Below are 19,907 nucleotides of genomic sequence, written 5' to 3'. Positions count from 1 at the left end.
ATTCTAGAGGTGAATCATGAATCAAGAGCCCAGCTTTGAAACGTTGCCCTTTGAACTCGCTCCCGAATTTGCTGGCGAGATGTTCGAAGTAGAAAGTGAACGAGGAAGTCGTCGATCATTCGGCAGGAGCGGAGGATGGTATTCCCAGTCCCCCTCCCTGTCTGGATTACGGCCGAAGGGAGTCAAGCGCCCGCCGATTGCAAAACCCCGCCCCCTCCCGAAGAAGCGCCGTAGGCCTTGGGGCGTGGGACGTGAACCCTATGGTATCGTGAGCGAGCCCTATCCCATTGGACCCGAACCGTTAGGGTCGGAGCGAGTGCGCTGGCTACAGGATTGTCTGAATCAAGCGATAGGAACACAGCTTCCAGTGACGGGCGTTGTGGGACCGGAAACGCGCAGTGCTGTCAGGCGTTTTCAGCGGCAGCAAGGCCTCAGAACAACCGGTATCGCCGGCCCCGATACCGAAGAAGCATTGAGGGTTGCTTGTGAAAACCGGGGTGACCAACCATCATCGGAGGAACTGGAATTCGGTGCCATCTACGAGAGCGAGTGGATGGAAATGGAATTGCCCGCTGCATTTCGAGACAATTACAGCAGGCTCCTCACACACATGTTGCCAGCAGATCAGGGACTCTGGGCCACCAGGCGATGTTATCGGCTCTCGCAGTATCATCGCGCTCCCCAGCAACGGGGTGTATATCTTCTCATTTTCCGTCATCGCTCGCCCAGCGGCCACATCGGTTATGTCGGTGAAAGCGAAAACCTTCGCGAGCGAATGCAAGGATACCGCCGGGATGCGATATTCTTCGGTCTCAATCCCGACAATTATGCCTTTTGCTGGGTACTGACATCTCAACATAAAGCAATCGAAGAGGGCCTTCGGGCTGCTCTGAATCCAACTGGGCTGGTCACCAATCAGCGAGAGCTCGAAATAGCACTGGAAAGCCCGTTCAATGAAGCTGAAGAAATCGAGCTTGCCGCGGAATTGTTATCGATTTCCAGTGAGGAAGAGCTGGACCAGTTTCTCGGCAAGTTGTTCAAGGGAATAGGCAGGGGGATCAAGAAAGCGGGCCGCTTCATTGGCAAGCGAGTGCTGCCCGTACTGGGCAAAGGTCTGAAAGCTATTGGCAAGGTCGCGCTTCCGGTCGTGGGCAAGGCATTAGGATCCTTTATTCCGATACCGGGGGTCGGCACGGCAATCGGTGGTGCTGTGGGAACAGCGCTGAGCAAAGCACTGGAACTTGAATTCAGTGGCTTGAACGCGGAAGAAGCAGAGTTGGAAAAGGCGCGGCGCTTTGTCCGCATTGCGGGCACAGCAGCCAGGCAAGCAGCGCTGGCCGACCCCAATGCGGATCCTCAGGCCGCAGTAAGAACGGCATTGATGGCTGCGCTACGCCGGCATGTGCCGAATCTCCCGGCCAGCCTCACTGACAATGCTTTGCAGACGAGCGGAGCTAAAGCCTCTGCGAGCACCGGCCGGTGGGTTCGACGTGGGCGCACTATCGTTGTGGAAAGAGCCTAAAGCAAAAAGAAGGCGCATGGAAGTCCGGCTGAACCGTATTGAAAGACAGGGAATAAGCAGAGTGATTAACCCGAATATTTCATAAATTCGCGTGATGATCACGCAGGATTTTGATTAATAGGGAGGTTTTGAGAGGGAGGGGTGTAGTGATTCATACACCCGACTGAGCAAAATCTTTCTTATTAATCGAAAGACAAGTGAGGGCACGTGCCAATTTATGAAATATTCGGGTTAACTCTCCGAAGCTCCGGACCTCCATCCAGTTACGCTGGCTGGCCTTAATAAATATATCTCAGTAGCGTAGGAGGTCACTCATGAGTACGCCATTCAGTTTTGAAAATGAGCTGTTCGAGGTGGTGCATCTAGCCGTGATATTGAGGGAGCCAGAAACCGAACATAGTACGGTAATGCTTGATCGCTGCGCAGCGCCCTACCACAGATGCCTAGCGCCATTTCAGAATCCGGCCGCTGTTGACTGGGCATCCTTACGACAGCAGCGGCTCACGAATTGTCCTCTACCGGCTATCTTGGCAGCCGTTGGCCGGGCTTGCCCCAAGTTTCTGCGAAGCATGATCTTTCATGATCTCACACAGCCTTACAAAGCTACTCTGGGGAAACGGCCAGGTTCGGGCTCCAGCGTGCTCCACATCACATTTAGAGGAGTGAACAGAACGATTATCATTTCACCTCGACTGCATTTCCCGCGGCCAAAGGATGCGCAGCACCCGGTAGCGCCGGAACTTCACAATCTCACGTTTTCCAGAGCGTCTGATGGGGGTTGGGCCAGCTACATTGAGAAAGCCTATGTTGTGATGCGAGGAAAGAATCGTTATGAAAATTTAAACATGCATGCAATGGATCCACCCCTTACCGTCAATCGTTTTTTCTTCGATGTGCTGGGCCGATTTACGAAGATTCAATTCGAAACAAACGAAATATTCTTCAGCCTAAGGCCAAGCCTGAACGTTGAAGGAAAAGAAATTTGGATAACTGAAGAAAGATTCATAAGGCCGTTGACGCGCGGAAGACTCAAGGCATTACTGATTTTGACGCATGAACGCCCAACGATTGCTACAACTCATGCTGCTTCATCACGGCTGATTCGTGAACATACTTACCTAGTGACACATTTGTCCAGAGCGGGTGTTCATGTTCAGGAATTCATGCGACGCTCGCCGCCGGAGGCTATTCCGCTGGCTGATCTCGGCAGGGAGTTTGACGCTATTTATCAGAGTTCAAGCAATTGTGCCTAGTGTTGAATGGGAGGAAATACCATGATCATCGATTGCCACTGCCATGCCGGAATGGGCGATGGCTTAACTGGGCCGTGGGATACCCGAGCATCCTTGCGAGATTATCTGCAGCGTGCAGCAGCGGCAGGGATTCATCGTACGGTGCTGTTTTCTGCTTTTCATTCGAACTATGCCGTTGCCAACCGGGAAGTAGCGCGTATCGTAGCCAGTGGATCCAGTCGATTTTACGGTTTTGCTTTTGTGCATGCTGAACGTGATCGAGGACGCATACACAAATTGATTGAGATTGCCGTAAAACGTTATGGCTTCGTTGGCATCAAGGTACACCGCCACGATGCCGCCATCACGCGCGAGATCTGTGCGGCTGCCCGGGCTTATGCTTTACCGGTGTTGTACGATGTGGCAGGGGAGGTATCCGTTTGTGAATTGCTGGCCCAGGAATATCCAGACGTCAACTTTATCATCCCGCATCTCGGTAGCTTTGCTGACGACTGGCGTGCCCAGTTGGCCGTGATTGACCATCTGGTTCGCCATCCGAATATTTACGCTGATACCTCTGGGGTGCGGCGCTTTGATTTGCTGGAACAAGCCGTCAAACGGGCGGGAGCGGCCAAGATCCTATTCGGCTCCGACGGGCCATGGCTGCACCCGGGCGTTGAGCTGGCCAAGATCAAGGCTTTGCGATTGCCGCTTTCTCAGGAGAATCTGATTCTGGGAGGAAATTTTCGAAATTTAATCGGCATAGCTGGGCGCCGTCAGGCGATGTTATTGGCAGGCGGATTGCGAAGCTAGTCGTTGATGATCCTAACCCGAATATTTCATAAATTGGCACGTGTCCTCACTTGTCTTTTGATTAATAAGAAAGATTTTGCTCAGTCGGGTGTATGAATCACTACACCCCTCCTTCTCAAAACTTCCCTATTAATCAAAATCCTGCGTGATGATCACGCGAATTTATGAAATATTCGGGCTAAAACAATTACAAAAGGTATTCGGTCTTACTTGTTGAGGATCTATCTTTCTTCCAGTTCTGAACAGTACGATCGGTTACACCTAAAAGTTGGGCCGCCCGTTGTGTATTGCCGTTCACTTGCTCCAACACAATGCGGAACGCAGTCTCTTCAGTGTTCCGGCTGATGGCTTTGAGTCCTACGCCTCGACTCAGCGCGATACGAATTGCACGTTCGAAACCAGTATCACGCCACTCCTTCCAATCCTCTGTCCAAACCGGTCGATCATCCGGCGGAATACACCCTACCGTGATAGCGCCCTGCCCAGCGTGACGACATAGCATGCGCGCGATAACTTGCTTGAGATCACGTACATTACCAGGGTATTCACGGCGCAACAGGTACTCCTGAACAGGAGCATCCAACTTGGGTGAGTCCTGATCAGGGTAGTTTACCTTCAGGAAGTGGTTGGCCAAGGGAAGAATGTCTTCAGGACGCTCCCGCAAGGGAGGTAAATGACATACATTACTGGCAATGCGGTAGTAGAGGTCCGCGCGGAATTCACTCCGCTGAACTTGCGCCCAAAGATCGCGATTAGTGGCGCAAACCAGCCGGAATGAAGTGCGTTGCCAAGCGTTGCCGCCGACGCGCTTGAAGGTGTTTTCTTGAATGACTCGCAGTAACTGGGTTTGCAGTGTAAGGGGCAGCTCTCCTACTTCGTCAAGAAACAGCGTGCCGCCGTTTGCCAGTGCGAACACGCCGTCACGCGAAGATGCCGCGCCAGTGAATGCGCCACGCTCATGGCCGAAGAACTCGCTACCAGACAATTCCGAAACAATAGTGGTGCAATCCAGAATGACGAGGTCGCCTTTGTCGGGGCGAGGGTCCAGGGTATGGATGAGATTCGCCAGCAACTCCTTGCCGGTGCCGCTTTCGCCCAGAATCAAAACCGATGCATCCGTAAAATGAGCTACCTCTACAACTTGACGCAGGATCGCCTTTAAAGCCTGGCTTTCTCCTACTAATACATTCTGCACTGCTGGTGAATTCACCATACGATCCACTGCCACCCAGCGGCGGAGGCGTGAGGTGATCTCATGGATGATCGTACTGCATTCCGAACACACCAATACATCAGAGGCCCCCGCCGCCAATAGTTGCCAGACTGCATCACCCGGAATGGTCGTATCACAACAGGCAAGAACTTGTAGCTGACCATTATGGCTAAATTCGCGTAGCTGCTCGCAGATTTTCGGAGTGACTTCATTACTAAAAATCACACCAGGATTGCGGGAAAGATGATCATCATAGTCTTGCATTTGAATACCCTGTTCGATCAAGAGATCAGTAATTTCATGAGCAGTTTGTTTCTGATATCCACTCATCCAGCGAACCCAGATTTTGATAGTCACCTCAAACCTCCAGTACTCAGTATTTTCGAATAGAAAAGTAACTCTTAACCCGAATATTCCATAAATTCGCGTGATGATCACGCAGGATTTTGATTAATAGGGAAGTTTTGAGAAGGAGGGGTGTAGTGATTCATACACCCGACTGAGCAAAATCTTTCTTATTAATCAAAAGACAAGTGAGGACACGTGCCAATTTATGAAATATTCGGGTTAAATAAAGAGGAAAATAGAAGGTTGCTTGTATTAGTCGGGTTCCTTGGGGGATGTAAAGAAAAAGAACGGCGTGTTATTCCTGATCTCCTTAATAATCGTGACGCTCATAGTCTCCTCCGCAAGATGAGTGTAGAAAAGTAAGAGATTCTATCGGCCCCGCGGCGTATCGCACTGAATCAGGCCATTACCCGTGTGCTGGGGATTAAAGATTATATAAATGCTTTTTTTGAGTTTGGATACTCCGATAGGTTATCGAAATATACTCACTAAAAAAATACGTGCAAACACGTAAAGCATAATTTTTTTGACTCAAACTATGCTATATATTCAAAGTTTGGATGCATTTTGTCTTTTGGGTAAAGACAGCTGGAGGATGAGTCAATGCATGAATAAGGAAAGACCTTGGCTGGCTATGTTACTGATCCGATGGTATAATCTTGCCCCTTCTTTGCATCAATTTCAGGTTAATTCTTAGGGATTTATTATATGTCACGCCCACTCCGAAACATCGCTATTATTGCTCACGTCGATCATGGCAAGACCACAATGGTGGACAAGCTGCTACATCAGGGAGGAACGTTTGCCGCGCATCAGACCATCGCCGAACGTGTCATGGATTCCAACGATATCGAACGCGAGCGGGGTATTACAATTTTTTCCAAGAATTGTGCGGTCGATTATGAGGGTGTGCATATCAATATCGTGGATACACCCGGTCACGCGGATTTCGGCGGCGAGGTCGAGCGCGTGCTATCGATGGTGGATGGGGTGTTGTTGCTGGTAGATGCTGTGGAAGGGCCTATGCCGCAGACGCGTTTTGTCACCAAGAAAGCGTTGGCGCTGGGGCTGCGGCCCATTGTGGTCATCAATAAGATTGATCGCCCGGGTGCGCGTCCGGATTGGGTGATCAATCATACCTTCGACCTATTCGATAAATTGAATGCAACGGAAGCGCAACTGGATTTTCCGGTGGTGTATGCGTCCGCGCTCAATGGTTATGCCACGCTGGATCCGAAACAAACCAGCACCGATATGCGTCCGCTTTTCGACACCATCCTCAAGCATGTGCCTCAGCCAACGGGTAACCCTGACGAGCCTTTGCAATTACAAATCAGCGCGCTTGACTATTCGAGTTTTGTGGGCCGGATTGGTGTGGGGCGGATCGCGCGCGGCCGTCTCAAGCCTGCCCAGGATGTGATGGTCATGACCGGGGATCAAACACCCAAAAAAGCGCGCGTCAATCAGGTATTCGGTTTCCGTGGTCTTGAGCGTGTGCCACTGAGTGAAGCATTGGCGGGGGATATCGTCCTGGTGAATGGCATTGAAATACTCAGTATCGGTACGACGCTGGCCGATATCGATCATCCTGAGGCATTGCCAATGCCAATAGTGGATGAGCCGACACTGTCCATGAATTTCCAGGTCAATACCTCGCCATTCGCAGGTAAAGAAGGAAAATTTGTCACCAGTCGACAGTTGCGCGAACGATTGGAAAAAGAACTGCTGACCAATGTGGCGCTCAAGCTGGAAGAAACAGGCGAGACCGATTCGTTCCTGGTTTCTGGACGGGGTGAATTGCATTTGACCATATTGCTGGAGAATATGCGGCGTGAAGGCTATGAACTGGCTGTTTCGCGTCCACGTGTCGTCATTCGTGAAATTGACGGTGAGAAATGCGAGCCCTTTGAGGTGCTTACGATAGATGTCGATGAAGAAAACCAGGGCGCTGTGATGGAAGCGCTGGGTGCACGTCGGGGTGATTTACTCGATATGGTATCGGATGGGCATGGCCGGGTCAGACTTGATTATCGTATTCCTGCACGCGGCTTGATCGGTTTTCAATCCGAATTCATGACCATGACGCGGGGTACCGGCATGATGAGCCACGTTTTTGATGAATACGCACCGATGCGACCTGAGATCGCAGCGCGCAGAAATGGTGTGCTGATTTCTGCCGAGCATGGTGAAGCAGTGGCCTATGCACTGTGGAAGCTGCAAGAGCGTGGGCGCATGTTTGTCAGCCCGGGTGATCCAGTTTATGAGGGTATGGTGATTGGCATTCATAGCCGGGATAATGATCTGGTCGTGAATCCGATCAAAGGCAAGCAATTGACTAACGTCCGTGCATCGGGCCATGATGAGGCAGTGACGTTGACACCGCCCATCCAGCTCACGCTAGAGTCTGCCATAGAATTTATCGCCGATGATGAACTGGTAGAAATTACGCCCAAAAGTCTTCGGATACGTAAACGCTTCCTTCTGGAGCATGAACGCAAACGTGCATCGCGCCCGGCAGCATAAGCTATAAGCTATCTTATTATTGCTTTGCCGCATGAATGAACGCACGCTGTGGTACATTGCCGATCCTATGTGTTCCTGGTGCTGGGGGTTCTCGCCTGTCATCGAGGCAATCCGGCATGAATATGGTGATCGCCTGAAAATCGGACTGATCGTGGGGGGATTGCGCCCTGGTACAACAGAGCCAATTGCGCTCGAAAAGCGCGCAGAGATATTGCATCACTGGCATAACGTGCAGCGGATGACCGGGCAGCCATTCAAGTTTTCAGGCGCTTTGCCGCAAGGATTCATCTACGATACCGAGCCTGCCTGCAGGGCTATAGTCAGCGCTTCGCTCATTGATTCAGCGCACACGTTTTCGTTGCTTGCCGCTATTCAGCATGCCTTTTACGTTGAGCAGGCCAACGTGACGCAGCCGGATGTGCTGACTCAACTTGTCGCTGAGCTGGGCATGCCTGCCGCGCAATTTTCGCAAGTATTTGCCTCGGATGCGGCAAAACGCCACACCCAGGATCATTTTCATCAAGCCATCCGATGGGGGGTGCGGGGTTTTCCTGCTATCCTTGCCCAGGATGCGCCTGTCCCGCAGTTTCTTAGCAAGGGTTATTGCACGCTTGAAGTGTTACGTCAGCGCATTGATACCTGGCTAAATGCCAACATCAGCCGCAGTTGATTTATTCAGCGCTTCCCTATTTCGATTACGTGCCGCTCCTGAATCAGCGTTATAATTACTCTTTTTTCTAGATGCAGAGTAGTTGATATGACCACCATAGTATCTGTACGACGAGGCAAGCAAGTAGCATTGGGGGGCGATGGGCAGGTAACGCTCGGTGCTGTCGTTGCCAAAGCCAGCGCGCGCAAGGTGCGCAGGCTTTACCATGGTAAGATTTTAGCGGGGTTTGCGGGCGGAACAGCCGATGCCTTTACCTTGTTTGAGCGTTTTGAGGGCAAGCTGGAAAAACATCAGGGCCATCTGATGCGATCAGCCGTTGAACTCGCCAAGGATTGGCGGACCGACCGTATTTTACGGCGCCTTGAAGCCATGCTGGTGGTGGCTGATGGTGAAGCCACGCTGATCATCACTGGGGCAGGTGATGTGATTGAGCCAGAATTGAGTTTGGCTGCGATTGGCAGTGGTGGCGCCTATGCGCAGGCCGCGGCGAGGGCGTTGCTGGAGAATACTGATCTGCCTGCCAAGGAAATTGTTGCCAAAGCACTCGCCATTGCGGGCGATATCTGTATCTATACCAATCAGACTCACGTCATCGAGTCCCTCGATTAATTTGATTCATTCCTCCGAGAAGCTATTACCATGTCACAAATGACTCCCCAGGAAATCGTTCACGAACTCGATAAACACATCATTGGTCAGCTTAGCGCGAAGCGCGCCGTTGCGATTGCGCTCAGGAACCGCTGGCGCAGACAGCAAGTGGCTGAACCGCTGCGGCAGGAAATCACGCCCAAGAATATCCTGATGATTGGTCCTACCGGCGTAGGTAAAACAGAAATTGCGCGCCGGCTGGCGAAGCTCGCGGATGCGCCGTTTATCAAGATAGAAGCAACCAAGTTTACTGAGGTGGGTTATGTTGGGCGCGATGTCGATTCCATCATTCGTGATCTGGTGGAGTCCGCCATCAAACAGGGGCGCGAACGGGAAATCAGAAAGATGCGTCCACTTGCGGAAGATCGTACCGAAGAGCGGATTCTCGATGTATTGTTGCCGCCCGCGCGTGATCTGGATTTCCGGGCAGAGAGCGAAGAAAGCAATGCAACCCGGCAAAAATTCCGCAAAAAACTGCGTGAAGGCGAGCTGGATGACAAGGAAATAGAGATTGAGGTCGCTACACCCCAAGCGGGCATGGAGATCTTCGCGCCTCCGGGAATGGAAGAGCTTACTTCGCAGATTCAGGGCATGTTCCAGACGATGGGGGCAGGTAAGAAGAAAACACGCAAACTCGCGATCCGTGAAGCCAAAAAAATTCTGCTCGAGGAGGAGGCAGGACGATTGATCAATGACGAGGAGCTCAAGCTGCGCGCGGTGCAGAATGTCGAGCAAAACGGTATCGTGTTTCTTGATGAAATCGACAAAATTACCAGTCGCTCTGAAACATCCGGCGCTGATGTATCGCGGCAGGGCGTGCAGCGTGATCTATTGCCGCTGGTCGAAGGTACCACGATTTCCACTAAGTATGGCATGATCAAGACCGATCATATCCTGTTTATTGCTAGTGGCGCCTTTCATCTGGCCAAGCCTTCTGATCTGATTCCCGAGCTGCAGGGGCGTTTTCCGATCCGGGTTGAGTTGGGCAGCCTGAGTGCAGACGATTTCGAGCAGATTCTTACCAATACCGATGCTTGTCTGACACGGCAATATCAGGCGCTCCTGAAAACAGAGGGGATCGAGCTGAGCTTCTCGGAGGATGCCATCAAGCGATTGGCGGAGATTGCCTATTCGGTCAATGAAAGAACTGAAAACATTGGTGCAAGAAGACTGCATACTGTCATGGAAAAACTGCTCGAAGAAGTTTCTTTCAACGCGACCAAGCGCAGCGGTGAATCGATCGTCATCGATGCGGTGTATGTCGATACGCGTCTCAAGGAGCTTTCTCAGAGTGAGGATCTGGCGCGATATGTGCTGTAGTAGAGGAAAGCCTGCTAAGTGATCGCAGTGACACATTACTGTGTTGCGCGGTGCTGGCTCTCTTGCCTATCTACGAGGTATGTGATTTCGCCGAGACTCACTAAGCTTTTTTTCCCGGGTTCTGGGTATCGTACGCTTTTCACGGTGCCGACTTCGCTCACTTATTCAGGCTTTTCCGAAATATTCATTCAATCAAGGAGCATCTTTCGTGCCAGCACGTGAGGTCGTCATACTCAGTGGCGTGCGCACTGCAATCGGAGATTATGGCCGAGCGCTCAAGGATGTCACCCCTACCGTCCTGGCGGCAAAGGTGGTGCGTGAGGCTGTTATGCGTGCAGGTGTCGAATCTGCTGAAGTGGGGCATCTGGTTTTTGGCCATGTGATTCACAGTGAAGCACGCGATATGTATCTGGCTCGAGTGGCTGGCCTGGAAGGAGGGTTGCCGCAATCAACCGCGGCCTTGACGCTGAACCGGGTATGCGGCAGCGGTTTGCAAGCGATTCTATCTGCTGCGCAAACCATTATGCTAGGTGATACGGATGTTGCTGTCGCAGGTGGCGTGGAATCGATGAGTCGGGCAGGTTATCTGTTACCTGCGCTGCGCTGGGGGCAGCGCATGAAAGATAGCCAGGCGGTAGATATGATGGTTGGCGCGCTGACCGATCCGTTTGATCAAGTTCATATGGGTATAACGGCGGAAAACATCGCCAGGAAATGGGGCATTACCCGCGAGGAACAAGATCAATTTGCCATGGAAAGCCATCGGCGGGCGATGGTTGCAATCCAGCAGGGCTATTTTAAAACGCAGATTTTGCCCATCGAGATCTCTACGGGCGAAGGAATCAGGCTTTTCGATACCGATGAGCATCCCCGCGAGCAGGTTAGCCTAGGGAAACTGGCCAGGCTTCCCAGCGTTTTTCAGAAGAATGGCACAGTCACTGCGGGCAATGCATCCAGCATCAATGATGGTGCGGCTGCCATGGTGCTTATGGCAGCGCAAACTGCTGAGCAAAAGAATCTGAGCCCGCTGGCGCGTCTGGTCGCTTATGGTCATGCTGGCGTCGATCCCAGCTATATGGGGATCGGTCCGGTTCCAGCCGTGCAGCAGGCGCTCGATCGGGCCGGACTTAAACTCGCCGATATAGATGTAATTGAGTCGAATGAAGCCTTCGCGGTTCAAGCCTGTGCAGTGGCGCGCGAGCTCGGCTTTGATCCAGTCAAAGCGAATCCTAATGGCGGCGCAGTGGCATTCGGGCATCCGATTGGGGCGACCGGTTGTATTCTGTCAGTCAAAGCGATCTATGAACTGCATCGGGGGGGCGGGCGCTATGCTTTGGTGACAATGTGCATAGGCGGCGGACAAGGGATTGCCGCCATCTTTGAACGGCTTTGATCGCATTACGCGCGGCCGTTTATTTAACAAACCATGCCATCCATTTCTTCCCGTCACGCGCTCCAAGTCCTCTTCATTACGCCGGAAGTCTATCCATTGTGTAAGACCGGCGGATTGGGCGATGTCAGTGCAGCATTGCCTGCTGCTTTGCGTGAACTGAAAGTGGATATTCGCTTGTTATTACCCGGCTACCCATCCGTTCTGTCAGGACTCAAATATAAGCGTAAGGTAGCCGTATTCGGCGATCTTCCTCATTTTCCGCCCGCTACGTTATGGTCAGCCAAGTTGCAGATCAGCCCATTGACGAGTGTACCGGTCTACGTCATTGATTGTCCGGCGTTGTACCAGCGTGAAGGCGGACCTTATCTGAATGCTGTGGGGAAGGACTGGCCGGACAATGCCTTGCGCTTCGGCTTACTTTCAAAAATAGGTGCGATCTTGGCGAGTGACGCCAACCCGCTGACATGGCGGCCGGATATTGTGCATTGCAATGATTGGCAAAGTGGGCTCGCACCTGCTTACCTTCATTTTCATCCAGGAAAAAAAGCTGCTTCCCTGATGACGATTCATAATCTTGCCTTCCAAGGCTGTTTCCCCTCTGAAACCGTTACCCAGCTGGGATTGCCCACGAGCAGCTTTGATATTAACGGTGTGGAATACTACGGTAATCTGTCGTTTATCAAGGCTGGCCTTTATTATGCCGATCGTATTTCGACAGTCAGTCCCAGTTATGCCCTGGAAATCCAGCAGGCACCGCTTGGCTTTGGCTTGCAAGGATTGCTGGCTGCACGTAGCCGGCATATTCATGGCATCGTCAACGGTATTGATACCAGAGAATGGAACCCTGTCACCGATCCTCATCTCAGCAAGAACTATTCCAGCAAACAACTTGCTGCAAAGCAGGACAACAAGCTTGCGATCCAGCGGGAAATGGGGCTGGAAGTCGATCGTGATATTTTGCTGTTTGCCGCAATCAGTCGCTTCAGTGAACAAAAAGGTTATGACCTCATACTGCAGGTAGCCTCGCAGCTCGTGCAAATACCGGCGCAACTGGTGTTGCTGGGAAGTGGTAATGCTAAACTGGAGAAGGATCTGGCCAAGCTGGGAGAAACTTATCCAGGCAAGATTGTGGCGCAAATCGGTTTTGATGAGGCTTTATCGCACCAGATTGAAGCGGGAGCTGACAGTTTTCTGATGCCGTCACGTTTTGAGCCATGTGGCTTAAACCAGATGTATAGCCAGCGTTATGGTACGCCTCCGCTGGTCCATGCCACTGGGGGACTGATCGATACGGTGGTGGATTGTACGCCAGCTACGCTTGCGGATGGAAGCGCCAGCGGCTTTCAATTCCCTCGCATGACCCCTGAGGATTTTCTGGTGGGTATTCAGCGTGTCGTGACAGCCTACCGCAATAAGCCACTTTGGCAGCAGCTGCAGAAAAACGGCATGCTCAAGGATTTTAGCTGGCAAGCCAGTGCCATGGCATATCGTGACATTTATCAGTTATTGGCGACTGGTTCAGATTGATCACAACTGAAGGCGATCTACCACGCCTTCTGATTTTCTGCCGATACCATCAGTTTGTGGTAGACAGCCAGACGCCGCGCATTGGTTTTGCCATCCTGAGCGGCTCGCAACAATGCGCAATCCGGTTCTGTCATGTGTCGGCAGTTGCTGAAGCGGCATTGTCCGAGATAGGGACGGAATTCGGTGAATCCCCATGCCAGCTCCCTGCTGTCAATATGATGCAGCCCAAATTCCTGCAAGCCAGGTGAATCGATGATGCTACTTTCCGAATCAAGATGATAGAGCCGCGTATGCGTGGTGGTATGTCGTCCACTATCGAGCGCGGTGGAAATTTCCATGGTGGTGCGCTGTGCATCCGGAATCAGCGCATTGATGATAGTCGATTTACCCATCCCGGATTGGCCGGCCAATACACTGGTATGACCCTGCAGATAAGGCCTGAGCGGTTCGATATCCTGACAGGCGCTGATAGTCAGCAGGGGATAGCCAAGCGATTGATAAAATGCTAGCGTGGCAATAGGCGCCCGTGTCTGTTCCAGCAAATCTGCTTTGTTGAGCAGAATGAATACCTTAATATGCTGGTTTTCTGCCGCAATCAGGCAACGGTCGATTAATTCCTCACTGAAGCTCGGTACCGCCGCAACCACAATGATGAGTTGAGTCACGTTAGCCGCAATCAGTTTTTGGCGAAAGGCATCACTGCGATACAATAAGCTTGAGCGTGGTAAAACCATTTCGATGACACCTTGTCCTGGTGTCGTAGGCAGGATTTCAACCTGATCCCCGCAAGCTACGCCTCCTTTCTTCCCGCGCATGACACACGTTAGCAGAGTGCCATTCTGTGTTTTGATTTCGTATTGCCTGCCGTAGGTGGCGATTACCTGGCCTCGGCCTACGGTTGGCTGAGTAAGTTTTCTGGAAGAGGGATGCTTTGAGCTCAAATTCTGAACAGCCAATCAATTTTAGCTGCGCAAATAAAATCATTTTCAGACAGCCCATTGATGGCATGCGTCATGTACTCGACATGACACGTGTTATAACCTACTGCCATGTCAGGGTGATGATCTTCGCGATGAGAGATCCACGCGGCTGCGTTGACAAAGGCCATCGTTTGATAGTAATTTTTGAATTCAAATGTCTTGCTGATTTTATTGTTTGCAAGCGACCAGCCTTCGAGCTGTTGCAGCAATTTGCTTGCTTCCTCGGCAGTGAGGGGAGGCACACCGCCTTCGCAGGGTTTGCATTGCTTGTTTGTTAGATCACAGATATCGGTCATAAGCACACCTATACGGAAATGAGTTTTTTGAGTTGGGCAATACGAATCGCCGCCGGAGGATGCGAATCGTAAAAAGCGGAATGCAAGGGATCAGGCGTGAGCGTTGCCGCATTATCCTGATAAAGTTTTACTAAAGCACGAATCAAATCAGCTGCAGAAGCATTCTGTGCCGCATATTCATCTGCCTCGAATTCATGTTTACGGGAGTATAGGCTAGAGAGGGGGTGCAGCAAAAAAGTAAATACCGGCATCACCAGAAAAAACAGCAGCAGCGCCATGGCCGTGGAGGAAAGGGATGCGGTAGAAGCGCCTAATCCTTGGTAGAACCAATCCTGCTGCATCAGATAACCTAATAACCACAAAAATGCCAGGCTGACGAGGAATGACCAGACGATTCGTTTGATGACGTGATAGCGTTTGAAATGACCGAGCTCGTGGGCAAGTACGGCCTCTACTTCCGTTGCTTCGAGACGCGATAGCAAGGTATCGAAAAAGACGATGCGTTTGGTTTTGCCAAAGCCGGTGAAATACGCGTTACCATGGTTGCTGCGGCGTGATCCATCCATCACGAACAAACCGCTGGATTTAAAACCACACTTATGCAAAAGCTGCTCAATACGCGTTCTGAGAGAAGCGTCTTCCAGGGGTGAAAATTTGTTGAACAGGGGCGCGATCCATGTCGGATAAACGGCCAGCAGGAAGAGGTTGAAAGCGACCCATGCGAGCCAGGCATAAAGCCACCAGTTATCGCCCATTTTTTCCATCAGCCATAAAATGCCGAACAACAATGGCGCACCCAGCAGCAGGCCTAATGCATATTGCTTGATGAGATCAGAAAAAAACATGGCTGGTGTCATCTTGTTGAAGCCAAACTGCTGCTCGATGACAAAAGTCCGGTAATAACTAAAAGGGATTTCGGTCGCGCTCAACAGCAAAGCCGTGCTGATAATAAGCGCCATGCCATGTTGTATCGGATCGGTAAACCAGTTCGCCCAGAAGTTTGCGAGAACATTCAATCCGCCTCCCAGCGTGAGTGTCAGTAGCAGGAGGACATGCATTAAGGTACTGGGATAATCCAGGCGGGTTTTAGCGCAGGTATAATCGGCAGCTTTTTGATGGGCCGCAAGATCAATTTGTGATGCGAAATCTGGTGGAACATTGCCGCGATAGGCGCGAATATGACGGATGTGCCGCGTAGCTAGCCACAATTGGGTAAAGGTAGTCAATAATAGTGCAATGATAAATATAGCAGTGAAAGTTTGCATAGCAATATAGTCGGGATGGAAATATAACGAAATTTGCGTTCGCCTATCATAAAGTGACGGGCAACTTGCAATATGACACAATCAATCTATTAAAATTCAAGAAAGTTCATTATGGCACAAGATAGTAATAACCTCATCTGGATAGACATGGAAATGACCGGTTTGAATCCTGATACCGACCGTATCATTGAAATCGCCCTGGTCGTGACCGATTCACAACTCAATGTGGTGGCGGAAGCGCCGGTATTGGTGGTGTCGCAGCCAACCGCCATGCTGGATGGCATGGATAAATGGAATCAATCGACGCATGCTAAATCTGGGTTGATTGATAAGGTCAAAGCTTCCAGAATTACGGAAGCGCAGGCAGAGGCGAGTATGCTGGTTTTTTTACAAGCCCATGTACCCTCCGCTACCTCACCGATGTGTGGTAATTCGATTTGCCAGGATCGGCGCTTTCTTGCTCGCGCCATGCCACAGCTGGAAGCTTACTTTCATTACCGTAACCTGGATGTCAGCACCCTCAAGGAACTGGCTAAACGTTGGAAACCCGGCATCATGGCGGGGCTGAGCAAGGAAAGTAAACATGAAGCGCTGGCAGATATTTATGATTCGATCAACGAATTAAAATATTATCGCGAGCATTTTATCGTCCCATGACCATCACGGTATTTATCTCGTCAAGGAGAGCAATCAATGAGTATCCGAACTGCATTCACCGTCACAGTCAATCCCAAAATACCCTCCCGTCTGTCCCGCATGGAGGAGTTAGCCAATAATCTTTGGTATAGCTGGGATCGCGAAACACGTGCTTTGTTTTCCCGTATCGATCCACGTTTGTGGGAAGCTACCGGGCATAATCCCAAAGCTTTCCTCAAGCGAGTCGATGAGTCATTGCTATACAAAGCTGCGGCGGATCAAACGTTTCTTTCCAGCTATAACAGCGTGTTATTAGCTTATGATTCCTATCATTCAGAGTCTTTGCAGTACAATCACATCGAAGGTTTCAACCCGGGCGATCGGGTTGCTTATTTTTGCTTTGAATTTGGCTTCCATGAAAGCCTTCCGGTCTATTCAGGAGGGCTGGGTATCCTGGCAGGAGACCACTGCAAGGCCGCCAGTGATTTATGCCTACCTTTTGTTGCGGTCGGTCTGCTTTATCGGCAAGGTTATTTCTTCCAGACTATCGATAGTCAGGGTAATCAGCAGGCGGTTTATACCGATTCAGATTTTGAAGATCTGCCCGTGAAGCCGGCTTTGCATGATGATGGTTCAGAAGTCCGTGTGCAGGTGGCTCTGCCGGGACGTAAGGTGATAGCGAAAGTATGGCAAGTTATCATAGGTCATGTGAGTTTGTATTTGCTGGATACCGATTTGCCGGAGAATCCCCAGAATGATCGCTTGATCACCCATCAGCTTTATGGCGGAGATAAAACGCTGCGCATTGAGCAGGAAATCATTCTGGGGATAGGGGGGGTTAGCGCATTACAGGAAATGGGGATCAAACCCACTGTATGGCACAGTAACGAAGGGCACGCGGCATTTATGATGCTGGAGCGGGCGCGCAATCTGGTGCGGCAGGGACTGGATTTTGCCAGTGCGGTTGAAGCAGTGGCGGTCAATACCGTGTTTACCACGCATACTGCCGTACCCGCCGGGCATGACCATTTCTCCAAAGCCATGATGCATGACTATTTTAGTGGGTTTTGCCATGATCTGAAGATTTCCTGGGAAGAATTTATGGCGCTGGGGCATATGCCAGGTTGTGATGATTTCAATATGACGGCGCTGGCTATCCATATGTCACGCACGCATAACGGTGTCAGCAAGATACATGGTGATGTGTCTGCCCGTATTTGCCATGATCTCTGGCCGCAGATCGAGCCCGAGGAAAATCCGATTGCCTATATCACCAATGGGGTGCATGTGCCGACTTTTCTGGCGCAGGAGTGGTCCGATCTGTTTGATCGCTACCTTGGCTACGAATGGCGCAGCAAGATGTGCGACACGGAATTCTGGTCATTGGTAGACGCCATTCCTGATCATCTGTTCTGGAGTGTGCGGCAGACGCTGAAATCACAAATGTTTTATGGCATCCGTGCACGCTTGACCGAACAAAATAGACGTAATAGCGGTTCAGAAGCTCATCTCGATCGGCTCTTGAAGCTGGTCGATCCGATTAACCCCAATGTGCTGGTATTAGGCTTCGCACGTCGCTTTGCGACTTATAAACGCGCGACCTTGTTATTCGAGAACCTCGACTGGTTAAGAAGAATTCTGCTTGACCCGGAACACCCGGTGCTACTCATTTTTTCGGGCAAAGCCCATCCAGCGGATATTCCAGGCCAGGATTTGATTCGACGGATTAGCCAGGTATCACGCATGCCGGAATTTGAAGGGCGGATTCTGCTGGTGGAGAACTATGATATGCGCCTTGCTCGCAGGTTGGTGGCGGGGGTGGACGTCTGGCTCAATAGCCCCATTTATCCCCTTGAAGCGAGTGGCACTTCCGGCATGAAGGCAGGGATCAATGGCACGCTTAATGTGAGTGTGCTCGATGGCTGGTGGGAAGAGGGCTACGATGGCAAAAATGGCTGGGCAGTCAAACCGGCGTCGGATGATACGGAAGCTGTCTTGCGGGATAAGGATGAGAGTCAGTCGTTTTACGAGATTCTGCAGGATCAGGTCATTCCTATGTATTATCGTCGCGGCAAATTCGGCTATTCTTCAGAATGGGTCAAGATGGCCAAATACTCAATGACTTCTCTATTACCGCGCTACAATGCGACGCGCATGGTGAACGAATATGTCAACAAATTTTACGTGGCCGCTAATGAGCAAGGCGCGCAATATGCTCGGGATGATTTTGCCAATGCCAAAAGCATCGCTGCCTGGAAGGCGAAAGTAAGGGCGGCATGGGGAGATGTCTCGCTGCGACGGCTGGATACGCCATGCAAGCAGATTGATTTTGGCACTACCCTGAATTTCAAGGTGGCAGCCAAATTAAATGGCTTGCAGCCAGACGATGTAGCGGTGGAACTGTTACTTTGCCGACAGTACAAGAAAATGAGACTGAACAGTTTCCAGCGTTTCCGTTTTGAGTTTGCCGAAGTGGACGCGACTGGCGAGCATTTATTCGAGCTGCATCACATGCCTGAGTTATGTGGTAAGCAGGAATACTATTTGCGCATGTATCCTTGCCATCCGCTGCTGACCCACCCGCTGGAGATGGGTAGGATGGTATGGTTGTAGCGTTTTTCCCGGAATGTTATTGGGCTGGATGATGCTTTGTTTTTTTGCTTGCTCGTATTGGGCTAGCCCGAAATTTCCAGATTATCAATCAGCCGGATCTGGCCCAGCCTTGCTGCGCCGAGGATGACCAGATCAGTGTCGCTGGCATGGGCAGGCAGGAGCGTTTCACGCTGCTGCAAGGCGATGTAGTCGACTTGCCATCCGTGGCTGGTAAGGTCCGATTCTGCGGATTCTTCCAGTGACCGGAAGTCACGATGGCCTCGTTCTATGGCTTGCTTTATTTGGAGCAAAGTACGAAATAGATGACTCGCCTGCTGTCGTTCCACTCCACTCAGATAGCTGTTACGGGAGCTCAGCGCGAGTCCGTCTTCAGAACGCACCGTTTCACCCGTCATGATATCGATGGGTAGATTCAATTGCTGCACCATGTTTCGCACGATGTGCAATTGTTGGTAATCTTTCTTACCAAATAGGGCTAACTGCGGCTGGACGATATTGAACAATTTCAGTACGACGATCGCCACGCCTCGAAAAAATCCGGGGCGGCATGCGCCTTCCAGCGTATCGGCTAGCGGCGGGAGCAGCAGTTGGAATTCCTGGGGGACGGGATAAAGCGTTTTTTCATCAGGTAAAAATACGATATCAACACCGAGCTTCTGGAGAAGCTGGCAATCGTTTGCCTGAGTGCGCGGATAACGATCAAAATCTTCATGGGGCGCAAATTGCAGGCGATTGACGAAAATACTCACCACGGTACAGCCTGCATTCTGCTGTGCAATTTGCACCAGAGACAAATGACCCTCGTGCAAATTGCCCATGGTGGGCACCAGTGCAATCGATGGCTCGCGTTGCAGGCGAGTTCGCAACGCTGCAATATCAGTAATGATTTCCACGGGTAGCGCTTTGAG

Annotated in this window: 16 protein-coding genes; 11 read left to right on the top strand and 5 right to left on the bottom strand. The window is 51.1% G+C overall.

Going from position 1 to position 19,907, the window contains the following annotated elements; translation table 11 throughout:
• Positions 1 to 16 precede the first annotated feature (16 nt).
• From BLP80_RS01650 to BLP80_RS01640, 3 genes are all read left to right on the top strand, one after another.
• Complete coding sequence (locus tag BLP80_RS01650) at positions 17 to 1,522, top strand: peptidoglycan-binding domain-containing protein (RefSeq protein ID WP_176754229.1); 1,506 nt, start codon at positions 17 to 19, stop codon at positions 1,520 to 1,522.
• A gap of 314 nt (positions 1,523 to 1,836) precedes the next feature.
• The gene (locus tag BLP80_RS01645; protein WP_090539484.1) at positions 1,837 to 2,775 is read left to right on the top strand and encodes a hypothetical protein; all 939 of its coding nucleotides are present in this window, start codon (positions 1,837 to 1,839) and stop codon (positions 2,773 to 2,775) included.
• 21 nt (positions 2,776 to 2,796) lie between these two features.
• Positions 2,797 to 3,567, top strand: coding sequence for an amidohydrolase family protein (locus BLP80_RS01640; protein ID WP_090539482.1), 771 nt, complete (start codon positions 2,797 to 2,799; stop codon positions 3,565 to 3,567).
• Between the two features lie 187 nt (positions 3,568 to 3,754).
• Here the strand turns inward: BLP80_RS01640 and BLP80_RS01635 are convergent, their stop codons facing one another.
• Positions 3,755 to 5,137, bottom strand: a complete 1,383-nt coding sequence (locus BLP80_RS01635) for a sigma-54-dependent transcriptional regulator (RefSeq protein ID WP_218120341.1) — start codon at positions 5,135 to 5,137, stop codon at positions 3,755 to 3,757.
• 699 nt (positions 5,138 to 5,836) lie between these two features.
• On the opposite strand from BLP80_RS01635, the gene typA reads away from it, so the two are divergent.
• From typA to glgA, 6 genes are all read left to right on the top strand, one after another.
• Positions 5,837 to 7,651, top strand: coding sequence for a translational GTPase TypA (gene typA, locus BLP80_RS01630; RefSeq protein ID WP_090539480.1), 1,815 nt, complete (start codon positions 5,837 to 5,839; stop codon positions 7,649 to 7,651).
• 31 nt (positions 7,652 to 7,682) lie between these two features.
• On the top strand, positions 7,683 to 8,321 hold the full coding sequence (locus tag BLP80_RS01625; protein WP_090539478.1) for a DsbA family protein: 639 nt from the start codon (positions 7,683 to 7,685) through the stop codon (positions 8,319 to 8,321).
• 87 nt (positions 8,322 to 8,408) lie between these two features.
• Positions 8,409 to 8,930, top strand: coding sequence for an ATP-dependent protease subunit HslV (gene hslV / locus BLP80_RS01620; protein ID WP_090539476.1), 522 nt, complete (start codon positions 8,409 to 8,411; stop codon positions 8,928 to 8,930).
• Positions 8,931 to 8,960: 30 nt separating this feature from the next.
• Complete coding sequence (gene hslU, locus BLP80_RS01615) at positions 8,961 to 10,289, top strand: ATP-dependent protease ATPase subunit HslU (protein WP_090539474.1); 1,329 nt, start codon at positions 8,961 to 8,963, stop codon at positions 10,287 to 10,289.
• Positions 10,290 to 10,497: 208 nt separating this feature from the next.
• The gene (locus BLP80_RS01610; protein WP_090539471.1) at positions 10,498 to 11,682 is read left to right on the top strand and encodes an acetyl-CoA C-acyltransferase family protein; all 1,185 of its coding nucleotides are present in this window, start codon (positions 10,498 to 10,500) and stop codon (positions 11,680 to 11,682) included.
• A 33-nt stretch (positions 11,683 to 11,715) separates the two neighbouring features.
• A complete protein-coding gene (gene glgA, locus BLP80_RS01605) occupies positions 11,716 to 13,209 on the top strand; it encodes a glycogen synthase GlgA (RefSeq protein ID WP_090539469.1) in 1,494 nt (497 codons plus the stop codon).
• A 17-nt stretch (positions 13,210 to 13,226) separates the two neighbouring features.
• On the opposite strand, the gene rsgA is transcribed toward glgA, so the two are convergent.
• From rsgA to BLP80_RS01590, 3 genes are read right to left on the bottom strand one after another with little or no spacing between them, the layout of a single operon-like run.
• Positions 13,227 to 14,150, bottom strand: a complete 924-nt coding sequence (rsgA, locus tag BLP80_RS01600) for a ribosome small subunit-dependent GTPase A (RefSeq protein WP_256324909.1) — start codon at positions 14,148 to 14,150, stop codon at positions 13,227 to 13,229.
• On the bottom strand, positions 14,147 to 14,485 hold the full coding sequence (locus tag BLP80_RS01595) for a 4a-hydroxytetrahydrobiopterin dehydratase (protein WP_090539465.1): 339 nt from the start codon (positions 14,483 to 14,485) through the stop codon (positions 14,147 to 14,149). The genes rsgA and BLP80_RS01595 overlap by 4 nt, the downstream gene beginning before the upstream one ends.
• 8 nt (positions 14,486 to 14,493) lie before the next feature.
• Complete coding sequence (locus BLP80_RS01590; RefSeq protein ID WP_090539463.1) at positions 14,494 to 15,750, bottom strand: M48 family metallopeptidase; 1,257 nt, start codon at positions 15,748 to 15,750, stop codon at positions 14,494 to 14,496.
• 111 nt (positions 15,751 to 15,861) lie between these two features.
• Here BLP80_RS01590 and orn point away from each other — a divergent pair, with 111 nt between their 5' ends.
• Both orn and glgP read left to right on the top strand, forming a co-directional pair.
• Positions 15,862 to 16,407, top strand: coding sequence for an oligoribonuclease (gene orn, locus BLP80_RS01585; RefSeq protein ID WP_090539461.1), 546 nt, complete (start codon positions 15,862 to 15,864; stop codon positions 16,405 to 16,407).
• Between the two features lie 36 nt (positions 16,408 to 16,443).
• The gene (gene glgP / locus BLP80_RS01580; RefSeq protein ID WP_090539458.1) at positions 16,444 to 18,999 is read left to right on the top strand and encodes an alpha-glucan family phosphorylase; all 2,556 of its coding nucleotides are present in this window, start codon (positions 16,444 to 16,446) and stop codon (positions 18,997 to 18,999) included.
• Positions 19,000 to 19,061: 62 nt separating this feature from the next.
• On the opposite strand, the gene panC is transcribed toward glgP, so the two are convergent.
• Positions 19,062 to 19,892, bottom strand: coding sequence for a pantoate--beta-alanine ligase (gene panC / locus BLP80_RS01575; RefSeq protein ID WP_090539456.1), 831 nt, complete (start codon positions 19,890 to 19,892; stop codon positions 19,062 to 19,064).
• Positions 19,893 to 19,907 lie beyond the last annotated feature (15 nt).

This window comes from Nitrosomonas sp. Nm132 (assembly GCF_900100485.1).
In the GTDB taxonomy this organism is placed as follows: domain Bacteria; phylum Pseudomonadota; class Gammaproteobacteria; order Burkholderiales; family Nitrosomonadaceae; genus Nitrosomonas.
This window is presented reverse-complemented; position numbering and strand designations above follow the sequence as displayed.

What these genes read in the sequence shown, in the direction of transcription:
- glgA (WP_090539469.1), top strand. Translation starts at nt 11,716, where the DNA reads ATGCCATCCATTTCTTCCCGTCACGCGCTCCAAGTCCTCTTCATTACG.
- BLP80_RS01590 (WP_090539463.1), bottom strand. Translation starts at nt 15,750, where the DNA reads ATGCAAACTTTCACTGCTATATTTATCATTGCACTATTATTGACTACC.
- typA (WP_090539480.1), top strand. Translation starts at nt 5,837, where the DNA reads ATGTCACGCCCACTCCGAAACATCGCTATTATTGCTCACGTCGATCAT.
- BLP80_RS01650 (WP_176754229.1), top strand. Translation starts at nt 17, where the DNA reads ATGAATCAAGAGCCCAGCTTTGAAACGTTGCCCTTTGAACTCGCTCCC.
- BLP80_RS01625 (WP_090539478.1), top strand. Translation starts at nt 7,683, where the DNA reads ATGAATGAACGCACGCTGTGGTACATTGCCGATCCTATGTGTTCCTGG.
- glgP (WP_090539458.1), top strand. Translation starts at nt 16,444, where the DNA reads ATGAGTATCCGAACTGCATTCACCGTCACAGTCAATCCCAAAATACCC.
- hslV (WP_090539476.1), top strand. Translation starts at nt 8,409, where the DNA reads ATGACCACCATAGTATCTGTACGACGAGGCAAGCAAGTAGCATTGGGG.
- BLP80_RS01595 (WP_090539465.1), bottom strand. Translation starts at nt 14,485, where the DNA reads ATGACCGATATCTGTGATCTAACAAACAAGCAATGCAAACCCTGCGAA.
- orn (WP_090539461.1), top strand. Translation starts at nt 15,862, where the DNA reads ATGGCACAAGATAGTAATAACCTCATCTGGATAGACATGGAAATGACC.
- BLP80_RS01640 (WP_090539482.1), top strand. Translation starts at nt 2,797, where the DNA reads ATGATCATCGATTGCCACTGCCATGCCGGAATGGGCGATGGCTTAACT.
- hslU (WP_090539474.1), top strand. Translation starts at nt 8,961, where the DNA reads ATGTCACAAATGACTCCCCAGGAAATCGTTCACGAACTCGATAAACAC.
- BLP80_RS01645 (WP_090539484.1), top strand. Translation starts at nt 1,837, where the DNA reads ATGAGTACGCCATTCAGTTTTGAAAATGAGCTGTTCGAGGTGGTGCAT.